Below are 15,369 nucleotides of genomic sequence, written 5' to 3'. Positions count from 1 at the left end.
AACCGCCCGCCGGGATGACCCGACGGGCGGTTCCGAGGTGTTGCTGGGGGAAGGGCGCTCAGCCCTCGAAGACGCCGGCCTCGACGAGACGCTTCTCGGTCTTGTCCCAGCCGTCGCCCGGGTGGGTCGCGGCGAGGTTGTTGATCTCGGCGCGGATCTTGGCGGCGTGGCCGGCGGCGGCCAGCACCCGGATCTCCTCGACGAAGGCCTCGGAGTCGGTGCGCAGGTGCGCGGTCTTGCCGTTGGTCAGGTTCCGCACGTAGGCGTGCTTGCCGCCGTTGAGCGGGATGAGGTACTTGAACTCGCCCAGCACGCTGAGGGCGCCACCCTGGCCAGCCTGGCCGGCCCGGACTGACGCGCGCGCGGTCTTAGAGGTGTTGCTCGCCACGGAGGTACTCCTTGAAGACGTACGGGAGGACGGGAACGTCCGGGGGCTTGTGCGGGTGACGCCCGGTTGAGCCTCGGCCCGCGAAGATGTACGGCGGCGCAGAACCGCCCAGGAAACTGTACACGACCACGATGCCTGGCTGGTCATCGTGCTGTCCGGGGAGCACAACCAGGTTCACCGGTACGGCTATTCCGGTCGGCGAATTTCCCGATTCCCTGGCGCACCATCCGTCACAGGAGTCATCATGTGTTGCAGAAGCCACCCGGCTGGTCGAGGTCGTAGGGGAAGACGCACCTCGCTCTCCGGGAGGTCACCGTGCCAACGCGTGGCGTCGTATACGTCCACTCGACCCCGCTCGCCGTGTGCTCACACGTCGAGTGGGCGATCGCGCGCGTCCTCGCCGCGCCGGTCAACCTGCACTGGACGGCCCAGCCCGTCGATCCCGGCGTCCGCCGGGCCGAGTGCGGGTGGACCGGTCGCCCGGGGACGGGCGCCGAGCTGGCTGCTGCCCTCCGGCAGTGGCCCATGATCCGTTTCGAGGTCACCGAGGAGCCCAGTCCGGGCGCCGACGGTGAGCGCTTCATGTACGTGCCGGGGCGGGGGCTGTTCCGGGCCACCGTCGGCGCGGCCGGCGACATCCAGCTCGGCGAGGACCGGTTGCGCAGCATCATGGCGTCCGCCCGCGCGCCCGAGGCGCTCGCGCACGCGCTGGACAAGGCGCTCGGCACCGCCTGGGACGCCGAGCTGGAGCCGTACCGGTACGCCGGGGACGGCGCGCCCGTGACGCTGCTCACCCGGGTGGGCTGAGCGCCCCGCCGCCGCCGTGGGATTGGCGTTCCCGGCCGGGCCCACCCGCGGGCCGGGTTGCCCCGATAAGTCGGCAACGGGTTTGATGGGCCGCGTGTCGATTTCCCCGCGACGCGCCGGCGTCGCCGTCGCCGCCCTGACCGCGCTGCTCACCTCCGCCTGCGCCGGCGAGCCGGACCGGCCGCGTCCCGCGCCGAGCCCCTCCGCCTCCGCGTCCGCCTCGGCCGTCGCGAGCCCGGCGGCGGAGCCCGCGGGTGACCCGGCCGCCCGGGCGGCGGCGCTGGTCGGCACGCTCACCGACGAGGACCTCGTCGGCCAGGTGCTGATGCCCTACGCGTACGGCAGCGCCGCCACCGCGGTCCCGCCCGGCTCCGCCGCCGGCAACCGGGCCCTCGCCGGGGTCGACACCCCCGCCGAGATGATCGCGAAGTACCGCCTCGGTGGGCTCATCCTGGTCGGCTTCAGCGCCGACGACCCGACCTCCGGCAACCAGGAGACCACCAATGTCGACAACCCCCGGCAGGTCCGGGAGCTGACCACCGGGCTGCGCGCGGCCGCCGCCGAACTCCCCGCCGGCCGGGCCCCGTTCCTGGTGAGCACGGACCAGGAGTACGGGGTGGTGACCCGGATCACCGACGGGGTGACCCTGCTGCCCAGCGCGCTCGCCGCCGGCGCCGCCGGCGACCCGGCCCTCACCCAGGCCGCCTGGCGGGCCGCCGGCACCGAACTGGCCGCGATGGGGATCAACCTGGACCTGGCCCCGGTGGCCGACGTGCTCGCCACCCGCAGCACCGTGATCGGCTCCCGCTCCTTCGGCGCCGACCCGAAGCGGGCCTCCGCCCAGGTCGCCGGCGCGGTCCGCGGCCTGCAGAGCGCCGGGGTGGCGGCCACCGTCAAGCACTTCCCCGGACACGGGATGAGCGAGACCGACTCCCACGAGGACGTGCCGGTGGTCGCCCAGCCCCGCACCGAGCTCGACCGGACCGCGCTGCCGCCGTTCACCGCCGGCATCGACGCCGGCGCGATGGCGGTGATGTCCGCGCACCTCGACGTCACGGCGGTCGACCCGGGCACCCCGGCCACCTTCTCCCGCAAGCTCCTCACCGACGTGCTCCGCGGCCAGCTCGGGTTCAAGGGCGTGGTGATCACCGACGGGATGAACATGCCGCCGGCGAAGCGCTTCCCGCCGGGGGAGGCCGCGGTGAAGGCGCTGCTGGCCGGCAACGACCTGATCCTCATGCCGCCGCACGTCGGCCAGGCGTACGACGGGCTGCTCGGCGCGCTGCGCGACGGCTCGCTGCCCCGCACCCGGCTGGTCGAGGCGGTCACCCGGGTGCTGACCATGAAGTTCCAACTGGCCGACCGCCCCGCCCCGGCGCTGTCCACGCTCAACAGCCCCGCGCACCGCGCGGCCGTCGACGAGCTGGCCGCCGCCGCGGTGACCGCCCTGCGCGGCGGCTGCGACGCCCGGGTGAAGGGCCCGGTCACCGTCACCACCTCCGCCGGACGCGACCACACCCGCGCCTCGCTGACCGCGGCGCTGACCGCGACGGGGGTGAAGGTGGTGCCCGACGGTGGGACGAAGGTCCACCTCGTCGGCTACGGCGACGACGCCGGTGACCTGGCCGGGGACGCGGCGGTGACGGTCGCCATGGACACCCCGTACGTGCTGGGCAAGGCGAAGTCGCCGACCCTGCTCGCCACCTACTCCTCCGGCCGGGCCTCGATGACCGCGCTCGCCCGGGTGCTCGCCGGCAAGGCGCGGCCGGTCGGACGCTCCCCGGTCCCGGTGCCCGGCCTGCCCGCCAGCAGCTGCGGCCGCTGACGGCCCGGCGCGGTCGCGGGGGCCCGGCCGGGACCGCCGCGGCTGATAGCGTGCGGTGGTCCGCCGCCGGAACGACGGGAGGGAGGAGCACCGTGACCACACCGGAGCCCACCTTGTCCGTGGTCGTGCCGATGTTCAACGAGGAGAGCGTGCTGCCGCTGCTCGCCCGGCGGCTGCGCGCCGTCCTCGACGGTCTCGGCGAGGCGTACGAGGTGGTGGCGGTCGACGACGGCAGCACCGACGGCACCCCGGCCGGGCTGACCGCCCTGCGCGCCGGTTGGCCACAGCTGCGGGTGCTGCGGCTGCGCCGCAACAGCGGCCACCAGGCGGCCCTGATCGCCGGGCTGCTCCGCGCCCACGGCCGGTACGTGGTCAGCATCGACGCCGACCTCCAGGACCCACCCGAGACGATCGTCGAGATGCTGCGCCGGGCCCGCGCCGACGACCTGGACATCGTGTACGGCGTCCGGGCCGACCGCAGCCGGGACACCCGGTTCAAGCGGTGGACCGCGGCCGGCTACTACCGGCTGATGCGCCGGCTGGTCGGCAAGCAGGTGCCCGCCCAGGCCGGGGACTTCCGGCTGCTCAGCCGGGCGGCGGTGGAGGCGCTGCGGGAGCTGCCCGAGCGCAGCCCGGTGCTGCGGCTGGTGGTGCCCTGGCTCGGCTTTCCCAGCGGCGAGGTCGCGTACCGGCGGCAGGAGCGGGCCGCCGGGCGGACCAAGTACCCGCTGTCCCGGATGGCCGGGCTGGCCGCCGAGAGCGTCACCAGCTTCTCCGCCGCCCCGCTGCGCTTCGCCACCTGGCTCGGGCTGGCCGGGGTGGTGGTCTGCGGGGTGCTCGTGGTGGTGGCCGTGCTCGCCTGGCTGGCCGGCGCCACGGTGACCGGGTGGCCCTCGCTCTACGTCGCGATCCTCTTCCTCGGCGCGGTGCAGCTGCTCTGCCTCGGCCTGCTCGGCGAGTACGTGGCCCGGATCTACACGGCGGTGCAGGGGCGGCCGGCGTACTTCGTCGCCACCGACAGCGCCGTGGACCCGGCCACCGGCCCCGCGGGCCCGGCCCCCCGCGCCGCCGAGGACGTGGTCGAGCTGGCCGACAGCCTGCGGTGACCACCCTCGCCACCGGGGACGCCGCCCCGTCCACCGCCGCGCCGCGTCGCCGCCGGGCCGCGCGGCGCTACGCCCCGGCCCTGGCCGGGTACGCCTTCGTCGCGGTCACCCTGCTCGCCGCCGGCACGCCCGCGCTCGACCTGCTCCGCTACACCGGGTACGCGGCGCTGGCCGTGGTGCTGCCCGGCACGCTGGTCTGGCGGGCGCTGCGCCGCCGGCCGCACACCCTGGCCGAGGAGCTGGCCATGGGCGCCGCCGTCGGCCTGGTGCTGGAGCTGGTCGGCTGGGCGGTCTTCACCGCCGCCGGGGTGCCCGACCGGCTGTGGCTCTGGCCCCTCGCGGTGCTGCTGCCGTTCGCCCTGGTGCCCCGGCTGCGCCGGCACTGGCGGGCCGGCGACCTGACCCCGGTGCCCGCCGGCTGGGCCTGGTCGCTCGCCGGGGTGGTCGCCGGCTTCACGCTCTACCTGTACGAGTCGTTCCTCAAGGTCAACCCGGTGCTCCCCGCCGACGAGGGGCAGGCCCAGTACATCGACCTGGCGTTCCAGCTCTCGCTCGCCGGCGCGGCCACCCACCAGGTGCCGCTGGACGTGCCGCAGGTGGCCGGCGAGCCGTTGCACTACCACTGGTTCGGCTTCGCCCACCTCGCCGCGGCCAGCCTGGCCAGCGGGGTGGACCTGCCCACCGTCTTCTTCCGGCTGGGGGTGCCGGCGCTCTGCGCGCTCGCCGCCACGCTGACCGCGGTGGTGGGCTGGCGGATCACCGGCCGGCCGTACGCCGGGGTGGCCGCCGCCGCGCTGCTGTTCACCGTCGGCGAGTTCGGCTTCGAGAACGGCGTCCGGCAGCTCTTCGGCACCCAGGCCACCTTCATCGTCTGGGGCAGCCCGTCGATGACGTACAGCTGGGTGCTGCTGTTTCCGCTGATCGCCGTGCTGGCCGAGCTCGTCGGCCGGGCCCGGGGGTCGACGGTGCCACCGGTCGGCCGGGGCGCCTGGGTGCTTGCGGCGCTCTTCCTGGCCGCCTCCACCGGCGCCAAGGCCAGCTCCGTCCCGGTCGTGCTGGCCGCGCTCGCCCTCACCGCCGCGGTGACGCTGGTGGTCCGGCGGCGGCTGCCCCGGGCGGTGCTCGCCGCGGTCGGCCTGACCGTCGCGGCGCAGGTCTTCGCCACCGCGGTGCTCTTCGCCTTCGAGAGCCACGGGGTCACCGTCGACCTCTTCTCCGGACTGCGCCCGTACGTGGGCGAACAGAACTCCGCCCCGGTGACCGGGCTGCTCTGGGCCGCGGTCCTGGTGGCCTTCCTGCTCAACCTCCAGCTCCGGCTGGCCGGGGTGGTGGCGCTGCTGCGGCTGCGCCGGGGGCGGCTCGAACCGGCGCAGGTCTTCCTGCTCGGCGGGGCGCTCGCCGGCCCGGCGATCTACCTGCTGGTCGGTCACCCCGGCAGCAGCAACCAGTACTTCACCCGGGCCGGCTTCGCGTTCGGCGTGCTCCTGTCGGCCTGGGGGTACGTCGAGCTGCTGGCGCGGGCGGCGCTGAGCCGCCGCGCCGCCGCGCTGCTCGGGGCGGGTACGGCCGCCTTCGCGGTGCTGCTCACCGCCGTCCAGCTGGGCTTCCCGGCGACCGTGCCGCCCGGCCGGTCGTACGCCCCGGTGCTGCCGCTGCTCTGCTGGGCGGCGGCCCTGCTGGTGCTGGCCGTGCTGGTGGCGCTGCTCTGGCCGGGGCTGGTCGACCGCTGGCCCGGGCTGGCCGGCCGGGGCGGTGCGGTGCTGCTCACCGGGGTGCTGGCGGCCGGGGCGCCGGGTCTGGTGCTGGACGCCGCGCAGGCCCGCACGTACCCGAACGGCGGCGCGTACCCGGTGGAGCGGATGCCGGCCTCCCGGGTGGCGGCGGCCCGCTACGTGTACGCGCACAGCGCGCCGGACGACGTGGTCGCCACCAACGCGCACTGCCGGGCGGTGGTGAGCGGCTGGTGTGACGCCCGCTCGTTCTGGCTCAGCGGGTACAGCCAACGGTCGGTGCTGGTCGAGGGCTGGGCGTTCGCGCCCCGCATGGTCGGCCTGCCCGGCGGCCCGTACGCCCCGTTCTGGGACGCCGAGCGGCTGCGGGCCAACGACGCCGCGTTCACCGCCCCCACCGCCGCCGGCCTGGCCGAGCTGCGCGACCGGTACGGGGTGCGGTGGCTGGTCGTGGACCGGCAGGTCGCCCCGGAGTCCCCGGACCTGGCCGAGCTGGCCGACCTGCGGTACGCCAACTCCCGGACGGCGGTCTACCGGCTGCGCTGAGGACCGCTCTCCTCACTCGGACAGCTCGGCGGTCCCCTTCGCCAGCTGGTACGCCGGGAACATCGCCTCGAACTCCTCGTCGTCGATCGCGCCGAGGGTCAGCAGGACCGGGCCGGAGCGGCTGTCGACCAGGATGGCGCGACCGGGCGCGTCGTCGCCGGTCCAGGCCGCCTCGAAGGCGTCCAACGAACCGGCCTTGAGCCGGCGGAACCGCGGCTCCCGCACGGTGCCGTACGCCTCCAGGAACCTCTCCATGGTGGCCTGTGGCGTCGGGGCGGCCCCCTCGATCCGCCAGGCCCGCATGAAACCGATGTGGCCGGCGGGCTTCGCGTCGAACTCGCAGCGGATCACGGCGTTGCCGATCCGCGCGTCCGGCACCGTCACCGCCTCGACCTTCCACTTCGGCGGCACCGAGAAGGTGATCGGCAGCGGGCAGGTGCTGTTCCTGGCGCCGACGGTGGTGCCGGCCTCGGCCGGGGCGACGTCGTCGTACCAGGGTGCCCCCGCGGCGGTCGGCGCGGCGGTCGGGCTGGCGGGCGGCGGCGGCGCGGCGGCGGGCTCCTTGCCGTCCCCGGCGCAACCGGCCGTCACGGTGAGGGTGAGCGCGGCCAGTAGGGCCACCCGTCGGATCATCTGACCACGTCCCCCGTCGTCGGTCGGGCCGTCGGGGTGACGGCCGGCAGATGTTAGCCGACGCGGGGAAGCGTCGTGGTGCCCCCGCGGCCCGGTGCTCGTCGCCCGCCCGACCCGGTGGCGCGGGGCGGGAGTCAGCCCGGACGGTGGGCGCGCAGCATCAGGGAGACGCCGGGCAGGGACCGCACCGGCAGGTAGCGCTCGGCGGTGACGATCGTGCGCAGCCCGAGGTTGACCACCGGGTGCAGCTCGTCCAGGTCGCTGCCGGTGGACGTCCGGCGCCGCCAGGCCGCCACCGGTCGGAGCAGCACGTTCCAGCTCCACAGCTCGTCCACCACCAGGCCGGCCTTCTCCACCACCGCCCGCAGCGACCCCCGGTCGTAGCGGCGGACGTGCCCCACCGCCACGTCGTGCGCCGACCAGAGCGCCATGTCGCAGGGGACCGCGATCAGCGCCGTGCCGCCGGGGCGCAGCGTCCGGCGGATCTCCGCGGCCGCCAGGTGGTCCTCGTCGACGTGTTCGAGGATGTCGAAGGCCACCACCAGGCCCAGGCTGGCCGAGGGGACGGGCAGGTACCGCGCGTCGGCCCGGATCACGTCCAGCCCGCGTTCGCGGGCCACCCCGGCGCCCTCCGCGCTGTACTCCAGGGCCAGCGGCCGCCAGCCGTGCGCCCGCAGCACCCGGGTGTTCCCGCCGCCGGCCGCGCCGATGTCCAGCGCCCGCTCCGGGCGCACCCCGGTGGCGGCCAGCCGGCGCAGCGCCCGGCCGAGCAGCGTCCGCCGCTCCCGGTACCACCAGTGGGTGTCCTCGAGCGCGGCGAGCTTGCGGATCTCGGTCGCTTCCACGGCGTACTCCTCGCGGGTTGGGCGCCCTCACCCTAGAGGAAGGGCCCCCTGCCACGCGCGAGGCGTTGCCAGGAGGCCCTTCCGCATCTGCCCTACAGCGGGATGTTGCCGTGTGCGCCGCGGGCGGCCGGGGCGCCGGCGAGCGCCTGGGCGATCCGCCGCCGGGTCTCCTCCGGCTTGATCACGTCGTCCACCACGCCGATCTCCAGCGCCCGGTTGACGCCGCCGGCGACCCGGGTCTGCTCCTCGATCAGCTGGGCGCGCAACGTCTCGCGCTGCTCCGCCGGGGCGGCGGCCAGCTTCTTGCGGTGCAGGATGTTGACCGCCGCGCTGGCGCCCATCACCGCGACCTCCGCGTTCGGCCAGGCGAAGACCGCGGTCGCGCCGAGCGAGCGGGAGTTCATCGCGATGTACGCCCCGCCGTACGCCTTGCGGGTCACCAGCGTCACCCGCGGCACCACCGCCTCGGCGAAGGCGTGCAGCAGCTTCGCCCCGCGCCGGACCACGCCGTCCCACTCCTGGCCCAGACCGGGCAGGTAGCCGGGGACGTCGACCAGCACGATCAGCGGCACCCCGAGGGAGTCGCACATCCGCACGAACCGGGCCGCCTTCTCGGCGCTGGACGCGTCGAGGCAGCCACCCAGGCGCAGCGGGTTGTTGGCGATCACGCCGACCGTCCGCCCGGCGAACCGGCCGAGCGTGGTGACGACGTTCGGCGCCCACTTGGCGTGCAACTCCACGCCGGGGGCGTCGAGCAGCGCCTTGACCACCGGCTTCACGTCGTACGCCCGGTTGGTCTCGGCCGGCATCTTCGCGGTCAGGTCGTGCCCGTCGTCGACGCCGGCGGGCACGTCGTCGGGGGAGAGCCGGCCCTGGCGGCCGAGGAGCGCGGCGAGCTTGCGCGACTCGGTCATCGCCGCCTCGTCGTCGGCGCAGGTCACGTGGACCACGCCGGAGCGCCGGCCGTGCGGCTCGGGGCCGCCGAGGCGCTCCATGTCGACCTGCTCACCGGTGACGCTGCGGACCACCTCGGGTCCGGTCACGAAGATCCGCCCGGCGCCGCTCATCACCACGATGTCGGTCAGCGCCGGCCCGTACGCGGCACCGCCGGCCGCCGGGCCGAGCACCACGGAGATCTGCGGCACCCGGCCGGAGGCCCGCACCATGGCGGCGAAGACCTGCCCGACGGCGTCGAGCGCGACCACGCCCTCGGCCAGCCGGGCCCCGCCGGAGTGCCAGAGGCCGAGCACCGGCACCCGCTCCCGGACGGCGGTGTCGATCGCGTCGACGATGTGCCGGCACCCCTCGGTGCCCATCGCGCCGCCCATCTTCGTGGCGTCGGTGGCGTACGCGATCGCCGGGGTCCCGTCGATCTCGCCGCGGGCCCAGAGCACCCCGGAGGTGTCCCGCGGCGCCAGCAGGCGCAGCGAGCCGGTGTCGAAGAGGGCCCGGAGCCGCAGCTCCGGATCTCGGTAGTCCACGGTGGTGGTGTCCGCGCTGACGGCGGTGGTGGTCACGTGAGCCTCCAAGGCTGTGGTCTCAGGCCCGCGTGAAGACGAGAGCCACGTTGTGGCCGCCGAAGCCGAACGAGTTGTTCAGCGCGGCGGGGATGTCCATGTGGCGCGCCTTGTTGGCGGCCACCTCCAGGTCGAGACCGTCGTCCGGGTCGTCCAGGTTGATCGTCGGCGGCACCACGCTGTCGCGGATCGCCAGGATGGTGGCGATCGACTCCAGCGCGCCGGCCGCGCCGAGCAGGTGCCCGGACATCGACTTGGTGGCGGTCAGCACCGGGTGGTCGCCGAGCGCCTGGTGCAGGGCCTTGATCTCGGCGATGTCCCCGACCGGGGTCGAGGTGGCGTGGGCGTTGACGTGCACGATGTCGGACTTCGCCACGTCCGCGTCGGCGATCGCCCTGGCGATGGCCCGGATCGCGCCGGCGCCCTCCGGGTGGGGCTGGACGATGTCGTAGCCGTCGGAGGTGATGCCGGATCCGGCCAGCCGCGCGTAGACCCGGGCGCCCCGGGCGGCGGCGTGCTCGGCCCGCTCCAGCACCAGGATGCCGGCGCCCTCGCCGAGCACGAAGCCGTCCCGGCCCTTGTCCCATGGGCGGGAGGCCCGCTCCGGCTCGTCGTTGCGGGTCGACATGGCCCGCATCGAGCTGAACCCGGCGATCGGCAGCTGGTGGATGACCGCCTCGGTGCCGCCGGCCACCACCACGTCGGCCCGCCCGGCGCGGATCATGTCCATGCCGAGCGCGATGGCCTCCGCGCCGGTCGCGCAGGCGCTGGCCACCGAGTGGACGCCCGCCTGGGCGCCGAGCTCCAGCCCCACCCAGGCGGCGGGGCCGTTCGGCATCAGCATCGGGATGGTGTGCGGGGAGACCCGGCGCGGCCCGGACGCCTCGAGGATGTCGTCCTGGGCGAGCAGGGTCAGGGCGCCGCCGATGCCCGATCCGACGCTGACCCCCAGCCGCTCCTTGTCCAGCCCGGAGTCGGCCAGGCCGGCGTCGGCCCAGGCCTGCTGCGCCGCGATGATCGCGATCGCCTCGGAACGGTCCAGCCGGCGCAGCTTGACCCGGTCCAGCGTGCCGGCCGGATCCACCGCCAGCTGGGCGGCGATCCGGACCGGCAGCTGCCCGGCCCACTCCGCGGTGAGCGCACTCACCCCGGAGCGGCCGGCGAGCATGGCGTCCCAGGTCGACGCGACGTCCCCGCCCAGCGGGGTGGTCGCGCCGAGCCCGGTGACGACGACGTCGGTGCGACTCATATCAGGACTGCGCCTCGATGAAGCTGACGGCGTCCCCGACGGTCTTGAGGTTCTGCACCTCGTTGTCCGGGATCTTGACGCCGAACTTCTCCTCGGCCGCCACCACGACCTCCACCATGGAGAGCGAGTCGACGTCGAGGTCGTCGGTGAAGGACTTCCCCTCGGCCACGTCGTCCGGGTTCACCCCGGCAACCTCTTCGAGGATCTCGGCGAGGCCGGTGGTGATCTCGTCACGGGTCATTGCGGTTGGTTCCTCTCATCGGGGGTCACTCGACGGTCGGCGTCGCCGGCCGCCGCTCCTGGGCGTGTGGACGCCGCAGGGGGTCTCAGGGGCACCGGACGACCTGTCCGGCGTAGGTCAGGCCGCCACCGAAGCCGAACAGCAGCACCGGGGCGCCGGAGGGCACCTCGCGCCGCTCGACCAGCTTGGACAGGGCCAGCGGCACGCTCGCCGCCGAGGTGTTGCCGGACTCGACGATGTCCTTGGCGATGATCGCCTGGGGGATGTCGAGCCGCTTGGCGATGCCGTCGATGATCCGGGAGTTGGCCTGGTGCGGCACGAACGCGGCCAGCTCCGACGGGTCGATCCCGGCCCGCTCGCAGGCCTGCCGGGCCAGCGGCGCCAGCGCGGTGGTGGCCCAGCGGAAGACAGCCTGCCCCTCCTGCGCGATGTACGGGCGCCAGCCCTCGATGCGGACCGCGTCGCTCTTCTCCGGCACCGACCCCCAGACCACCGGGCCGATCCCGGCGGGTTCGCCCTCGGCGGTGGCGGTGACCACCGCCGCGCCGGCGCCGTCGCCGAAGATGATGCAGGTGGAGCGGTCGGTCCAGTCGGTGAAGTCGGAGAGCTTCTCGGCCCCCACCACGATCGCGTTGCGGGCCGCCCCGGCCCGGATGGCGTGGTCCACGGTGCCCAGCGCGTACGCGAAGCCCGAGCAGGCGGTGTTGATGTCGTAGGCGCCCGGGGCGCTGATGCCCAGCTTGCCGGCGACCCGGCAGGCCACGTTGGGACTGCGGTCGACCGAGGTGCAGGTGGCGACGACGACCAGGTCGATGTCGGCGGCGGTGAGGCCGGAGTTGGCCAGCGCCTTGCCGGCCGCCGCGGCGGCCATGTCGGCCACCGTCTCGCCGGCGTCGGCGATCCGCCGGGAGGCGATGCCGACCCGGTCCCGGATCCACTCGTCGTTGGTGTCCACCAGCTTGGCCAGGTCGTCGTTGGTCACCACGCGGGAGGGCTGGTAGTGCCCCAGGGCGAGGATCCGACTGCCGGTCATGAGGGACCTCCGATACGGGCGAGCGGTTGGCCCGGCGCGACCGGGTCGTCGTGGTGGGCGAGCCACTCGGTGAGCAGGCCGCTGTCGTGCGCGGTCACGTCGACCTCACCCTGCCGGGTGACGACGTGCCCGATCACCTGGCCCGCCCGGAGGTCGGCGCCCTCGGCGAGCTCCGCCGCGGGGGTGAAGGTGCCCGCGGCGGGCGAGACCACCACCCGGAACTGGATCACCGGCTCGTGGCCGCGCAGGCCGCTGTGCCGGGCGATCAGGTCGCGGGCGGCGGGCAGGTCGTCGGGGGTGTTCAGGGTGACGATCTCGGGGACGCCGGTGCCCTTGAGCTCCCGCTTGACCAGGCCGGCCAGGGTGCCGGCCGGCGGCAGCTCGATCACCCCGGTGACGCCGAGGTCGGCCAGCGTGCGCATGCACAGGTCCCAGCGGACCGGCGCGGTGACCTGCCGGACGAGCCGCTGCACCATCTCGCGGCCGTGGTTGACGGCCGAGCCGTCGAGGTTGGACAGCAGGATGCGGATCGGCTCGGCCGGGCTGATCCCGGCGGCCACGCCGGCCAGCGCGGCCTCGGCCGGCGCCATGTACGGGGTGTGGAACGCCCCGGCCACCTGGAGCCGGATGATCCGGGTCTTCGCCGGCGGCTCGGCGGCGAGCTTGTCCAGCGCGTCGAGCGCGCCGGCGGCGACGATCTGGCCGGCGCCGTTGCGGTTGGCCGGGTGCAGGCCGTGCGCGGCGAGCGCGGCGAGGACCTCGTCCGGGTCGCCGCCGAGGACGGCCGCCATGCCGGTCGGCTCCAGGGCGCAGGCGGCGGCCATCTCGCGGCCGCGTACCCCGGCGAGGGTGATGGCCGCCTCGGCCGGGAGCACCCCGGCGAGCGCCGCGGCGCCGAGCTCGCCGACGCTGTGGCCGGCGGTGGCGCCGACGTCGTACATCGGCAGGTGCTCGGCGGCGAGCAGGGCGGCGGCGACCAGCAGCGGCTGGGTGCGGGCGGTGTCCCGGATCTCGTCGGCGTCGGCGTTCGTGCCGAGGTGCAGCAGGTCGACCCCGGCGAGCGCCGACCACCACCGCAGTCGTGCCTCGGTGCCGGGCAGGTCGAGCCAGGGAGTCAGGAAGCCGGGTTTCTGGGAACCCTGGCCGGGAGAGAGTACGGCGAGCACGTCTATGACTCTCCCGGATACCTGTGGGTAGCGCTGTGCCGACACCGACCAAACCGCACTAGAACCTTTGGAGGAATCCTACAAAGATCGGCGGGAGTCGTCACCTGTCTGTGAGGTTTTCATGACTCCTGGGGTCATTGTCTGGGTCGGGACGGCTGCGACGGCTGGGACGACCGGGTCGAGCCGGCCCACGGTGAGCGCCACCTGGAGAGCGAACGCGTCCCGGGGGGTCAGCGGGGAGAAGCCGGTCACCTCGGCGATCCGGCGCAGCCGGTACCGCACCGTGTTGGGGTGCACGAACAGGGCCCGGGCGGCGCTCTCCAACGTGCCACCGGCGGCGAAGAAGGCGTCCAGCGTCTCCAGCAGCTCACCCCCGGCGCGGAACAGCGTCGCGTACACGTCGTGGCGCAGTCGCCGGCGGGCGTCGGGATCGCCGGCCAGGGCCCGCTCCGGCAGCAGCCCCGCCGCCGGCACCGGGCGGGGCGCCGTCGGCCAGGCCGGCGCCGCGCGAAAGCCGGCGAGCGCGGCGCGCGCCGACTCCGTCGCCTCGTCCAGACTGGGTACGGCCGGCCCCACCACCACCGGCCCGTCGCCGAACGCGGTCAGCAGCTTCTCGGTGGCGGCCATCGGGTCGGCCGCCCCGCCGAGCACGATCACCAACCGGTCGCCGTGCACCCCGCCGATCACCTCCACCCCGATCCGCCGGGCCTGCCGGTAGACGGTGTGCAGCACGGCGGAGACCTCCCCGCCGGGGGAGCGCCCCACCGCCACCGCCACCGGTGGGGCGTCGGCCCAGCCCAGCGCCGCCGCGCGGCTGGCCAGCACGTCCGGGGAGTCCCCGCGCAGCAGCGCGTCGACCAGCAGCGCCTGCAACCGGGCGTCCCAGGAGCCGCGCGACTCGGCGGCGCGGGCGTACACCCGGGCGGCGGCGAAGGCGATCTCCCGGGAGAAGCGCAGCACCGCCTCGCGCAACTGCTGCTCCTCGCCCCGGGCGGCCAGGTGGGCGACCTGCTCCTCGACCACCTCGATGGTCACCTTGATCAACGCCACCGTCTGCTGGAGGGTGATCGAGCGCGCCAGGGCCTGCGGGGCGGTGGCGAAGACCTCGTCGGAGACCTCCTGGGTGCTGTCGGCGGTGCCGCCACCGGAGCGCAGCCACTGCACCAGGGAGCGGGCGCCGGCCTGCGCCACCAGCATCACCCAGGAGCGCTGGTCGGCCGGGAGCTCGCGGAACCAGGGCAGGGACTCGTCCATCCGGGCCACGCTGGCCGTCGCCAGCGCCCCCGCCGCGCGCTCGATGCGGCGCAGCGTGGCCGACAGCTCGATACCGCCCGGCTCGCTCACCGGTTCAGCCTGACACGTCCTGAGCAGGGCCTCGACGGCGGGCGTCAGCGCGCCGGGGGCAGGCCCCCGCGGCCGACGCCCTTGAGCGACGCGTCGAGCGACCCACCGGGAGTGTGCAGGAAGCACCACGCGCCCGGCAGGCCCGCCTCCCACTCCGGCTCCAAGGAAAAGACGGGCAGCGCCTCCAACCGGCCGCGCAGCTCCCGCTCCGGTGCCCCGACGTAGCGGGCGACCACGGTCAGGCAGCCCGCGCGGATGTCCTCGTCGGTGAGGTCGCCGGCCTCCGGTTCGGCGCGCCAGGCGCCGACGAACTCGGTGTCGTGCGGCCCGGTGCAGGAGGCCGGCGGGATGTTGACCCGCTCCTCGGTCAGCTCGGGCCGGACGTAGCAGCCCAGCCGCAGCGGCGACTCGCCGGCCAGGGCGCCGCGCAGGCTGTTCGCCCGGGGGTTCGGCGTCCACCGGTCCAGCGCGACCATCTCCACCAGGTCGCAGCGGTACCAGCGCTCACCCGCCGTCCAGCGGGCCGCCGAGGGGGTGAGCACGCGCATCGCCAGCCGCGACTCCCGCCACTCGCCGGCCAGGAAGTCGTGGGCCGCCGTGTCACAGGAGGCGTACGCCTGCCAGAGCCCCTCGGTGTCGGCGGCCGGGGGCGCCGACGCGGCGGCGTTCGCCCCGCCGAACCGGCCGACCATGATCGTCTCCGCCTCGTGCTTCGCCGAGCAGGCGATCGGGACGTACGCCTCGGGGCTGCGGTCATCGGAGGCCGTCGCGTGGCAGACGCCGGCCTCGGGCGCGAAGGTCGAGGCGGCCCGCTCCGGTGGGCTCCCGCCGTCGCAGCCCGCCGCCGTGGCGGCCAACGCCACCAGAACCGTCGCTGCCCACCACCGTCGCATGCGACCCCCACTCCACGGCCCTCCGGCGGACCGCCGGTGCCGAGCA

14 protein-coding genes are annotated in these 15,369 nt (G+C 75.2%); 4 read left to right on the top strand and 10 right to left on the bottom strand.

Features of this window, described 5'->3' with window-relative positions:
• Positions 1-58: 58 nt before the first annotated feature.
• Entirely contained in the window at positions 59-388 is a 330-nt protein-coding gene (locus V6U79_RS23205; protein ID WP_334528684.1) for a hypothetical protein, read from the bottom strand.
• 315 nt (positions 389-703) lie between these two features.
• Between V6U79_RS23205 and V6U79_RS23200 the strand changes: the two genes are divergently transcribed.
• The 4 genes from V6U79_RS23200 to V6U79_RS23185 all read left to right on the top strand — a co-directional run bounded on the left by V6U79_RS23200 (position 704) and on the right by V6U79_RS23185 (position 6,402).
• A complete protein-coding gene (locus V6U79_RS23200; protein WP_334615805.1) occupies positions 704-1,195 on the top strand; it encodes a DUF3145 domain-containing protein in 492 nt (163 codons plus the stop codon).
• Between the two features lie 85 nt (positions 1,196-1,280).
• Positions 1,281-3,020, top strand: a complete 1,740-nt coding sequence (locus V6U79_RS23195; RefSeq protein WP_334615804.1) for a glycoside hydrolase family 3 protein — start codon at positions 1,281-1,283, stop codon at positions 3,018-3,020.
• Positions 3,021-3,112: 92 nt separating this feature from the next.
• Positions 3,113-4,126, top strand: coding sequence for a glycosyltransferase family 2 protein (locus V6U79_RS23190; protein WP_334528676.1), 1,014 nt, complete (start codon positions 3,113-3,115; stop codon positions 4,124-4,126).
• Positions 4,123-6,402 carry a hypothetical protein gene (locus V6U79_RS23185; protein WP_334615803.1) on the top strand — a complete coding sequence of 760 codons (2,280 nt, stop codon included), beginning with the start codon at positions 4,123-4,125 and terminating at the stop codon, positions 6,400-6,402. The genes V6U79_RS23190 and V6U79_RS23185 overlap by 4 nt, the downstream gene beginning before the upstream one ends.
• Before the next feature lie 12 nt (positions 6,403-6,414).
• Here the strand turns inward: V6U79_RS23185 and V6U79_RS23180 are convergent, their stop codons facing one another.
• From V6U79_RS23180 to V6U79_RS23140, 9 genes are all read right to left on the bottom strand, one after another.
• The gene (locus V6U79_RS23180) at positions 6,415-7,035 is read right to left on the bottom strand and encodes a lipoprotein (protein ID WP_334615802.1); all 621 of its coding nucleotides are present in this window, start codon (positions 7,033-7,035) and stop codon (positions 6,415-6,417) included.
• 134 nt (positions 7,036-7,169) lie between these two features.
• Positions 7,170-7,880 (bottom strand): class I SAM-dependent methyltransferase, encoded by a 711-nt coding sequence (locus tag V6U79_RS23175; RefSeq protein ID WP_334615801.1) that lies wholly within the window; start codon positions 7,878-7,880, stop codon positions 7,170-7,172.
• A gap of 92 nt (positions 7,881-7,972) precedes the next feature.
• On the bottom strand, positions 7,973-9,397 hold the full coding sequence (locus V6U79_RS23170) for an acyl-CoA carboxylase subunit beta (RefSeq protein WP_334528664.1): 1,425 nt from the start codon (positions 9,395-9,397) through the stop codon (positions 7,973-7,975).
• Positions 9,398-9,419: 22 nt separating this feature from the next.
• Positions 9,420-10,646, bottom strand: a complete 1,227-nt coding sequence (gene fabF / locus V6U79_RS23165; RefSeq protein WP_334615800.1) for a beta-ketoacyl-ACP synthase II — start codon at positions 10,644-10,646, stop codon at positions 9,420-9,422.
• Position 10,647: 1 nt separating this feature from the next.
• Positions 10,648-10,887 carry an acyl carrier protein gene (locus V6U79_RS23160; RefSeq protein WP_007463517.1) on the bottom strand — a complete coding sequence of 80 codons (240 nt, stop codon included), beginning with the start codon at positions 10,885-10,887 and terminating at the stop codon, positions 10,648-10,650.
• A gap of 85 nt (positions 10,888-10,972) precedes the next feature.
• Entirely contained in the window at positions 10,973-11,920 is a 948-nt protein-coding gene (locus V6U79_RS23155; RefSeq protein ID WP_334528650.1) for a beta-ketoacyl-ACP synthase III, read from the bottom strand.
• Positions 11,917-13,086 (bottom strand): acyltransferase domain-containing protein, encoded by a 1,170-nt coding sequence (locus tag V6U79_RS23150; RefSeq protein ID WP_334615799.1) that lies wholly within the window; start codon positions 13,084-13,086, stop codon positions 11,917-11,919. The genes V6U79_RS23155 and V6U79_RS23150 overlap by 4 nt, the downstream gene beginning before the upstream one ends.
• A 78-nt stretch (positions 13,087-13,164) precedes the next feature.
• Complete coding sequence (locus tag V6U79_RS23145; protein ID WP_334528824.1) at positions 13,165-14,478, bottom strand: PucR family transcriptional regulator; 1,314 nt, start codon at positions 14,476-14,478, stop codon at positions 13,165-13,167.
• Positions 14,475-15,323: a septum formation family protein gene (locus tag V6U79_RS23140; protein ID WP_334615798.1), complete on the bottom strand. Its 849-nt coding sequence runs from the start codon at positions 15,321-15,323 to the stop codon at positions 14,475-14,477. The genes V6U79_RS23145 and V6U79_RS23140 overlap by 4 nt, the downstream gene beginning before the upstream one ends.
• Between the last annotated feature and the right edge of the window lie 46 nt (positions 15,324-15,369).

The sequence above is a fragment of the Micromonospora psammae genome, from assembly GCF_036902725.1.
In the GTDB taxonomy this organism is placed as follows: Bacteria; Actinomycetota; Actinomycetes; order Mycobacteriales; family Micromonosporaceae; genus Micromonospora.
This window is presented reverse-complemented; position numbering and strand designations above follow the sequence as displayed.

What these genes read in the sequence shown, in the direction of transcription:
- V6U79_RS23195 (WP_334615804.1), top strand. Translation starts at nt 1,281, where the DNA reads ATGGGCCGCGTGTCGATTTCCCCGCGACGCGCCGGCGTCGCCGTCGCC.
- V6U79_RS23180 (WP_334615802.1), bottom strand. Translation starts at nt 7,035, where the DNA reads ATGATCCGACGGGTGGCCCTACTGGCCGCGCTCACCCTCACCGTGACG.
- fabF (WP_334615800.1), bottom strand. Translation starts at nt 10,646, where the DNA reads ATGAGTCGCACCGACGTCGTCGTCACCGGGCTCGGCGCGACCACCCCG.
- V6U79_RS23160 (WP_007463517.1), bottom strand. Translation starts at nt 10,887, where the DNA reads ATGACCCGTGACGAGATCACCACCGGCCTCGCCGAGATCCTCGAAGAG.
- V6U79_RS23155 (WP_334528650.1), bottom strand. Translation starts at nt 11,920, where the DNA reads ATGACCGGCAGTCGGATCCTCGCCCTGGGGCACTACCAGCCCTCCCGC.
- V6U79_RS23140 (WP_334615798.1), bottom strand. Translation starts at nt 15,323, where the DNA reads ATGCGACGGTGGTGGGCAGCGACGGTTCTGGTGGCGTTGGCCGCCACG.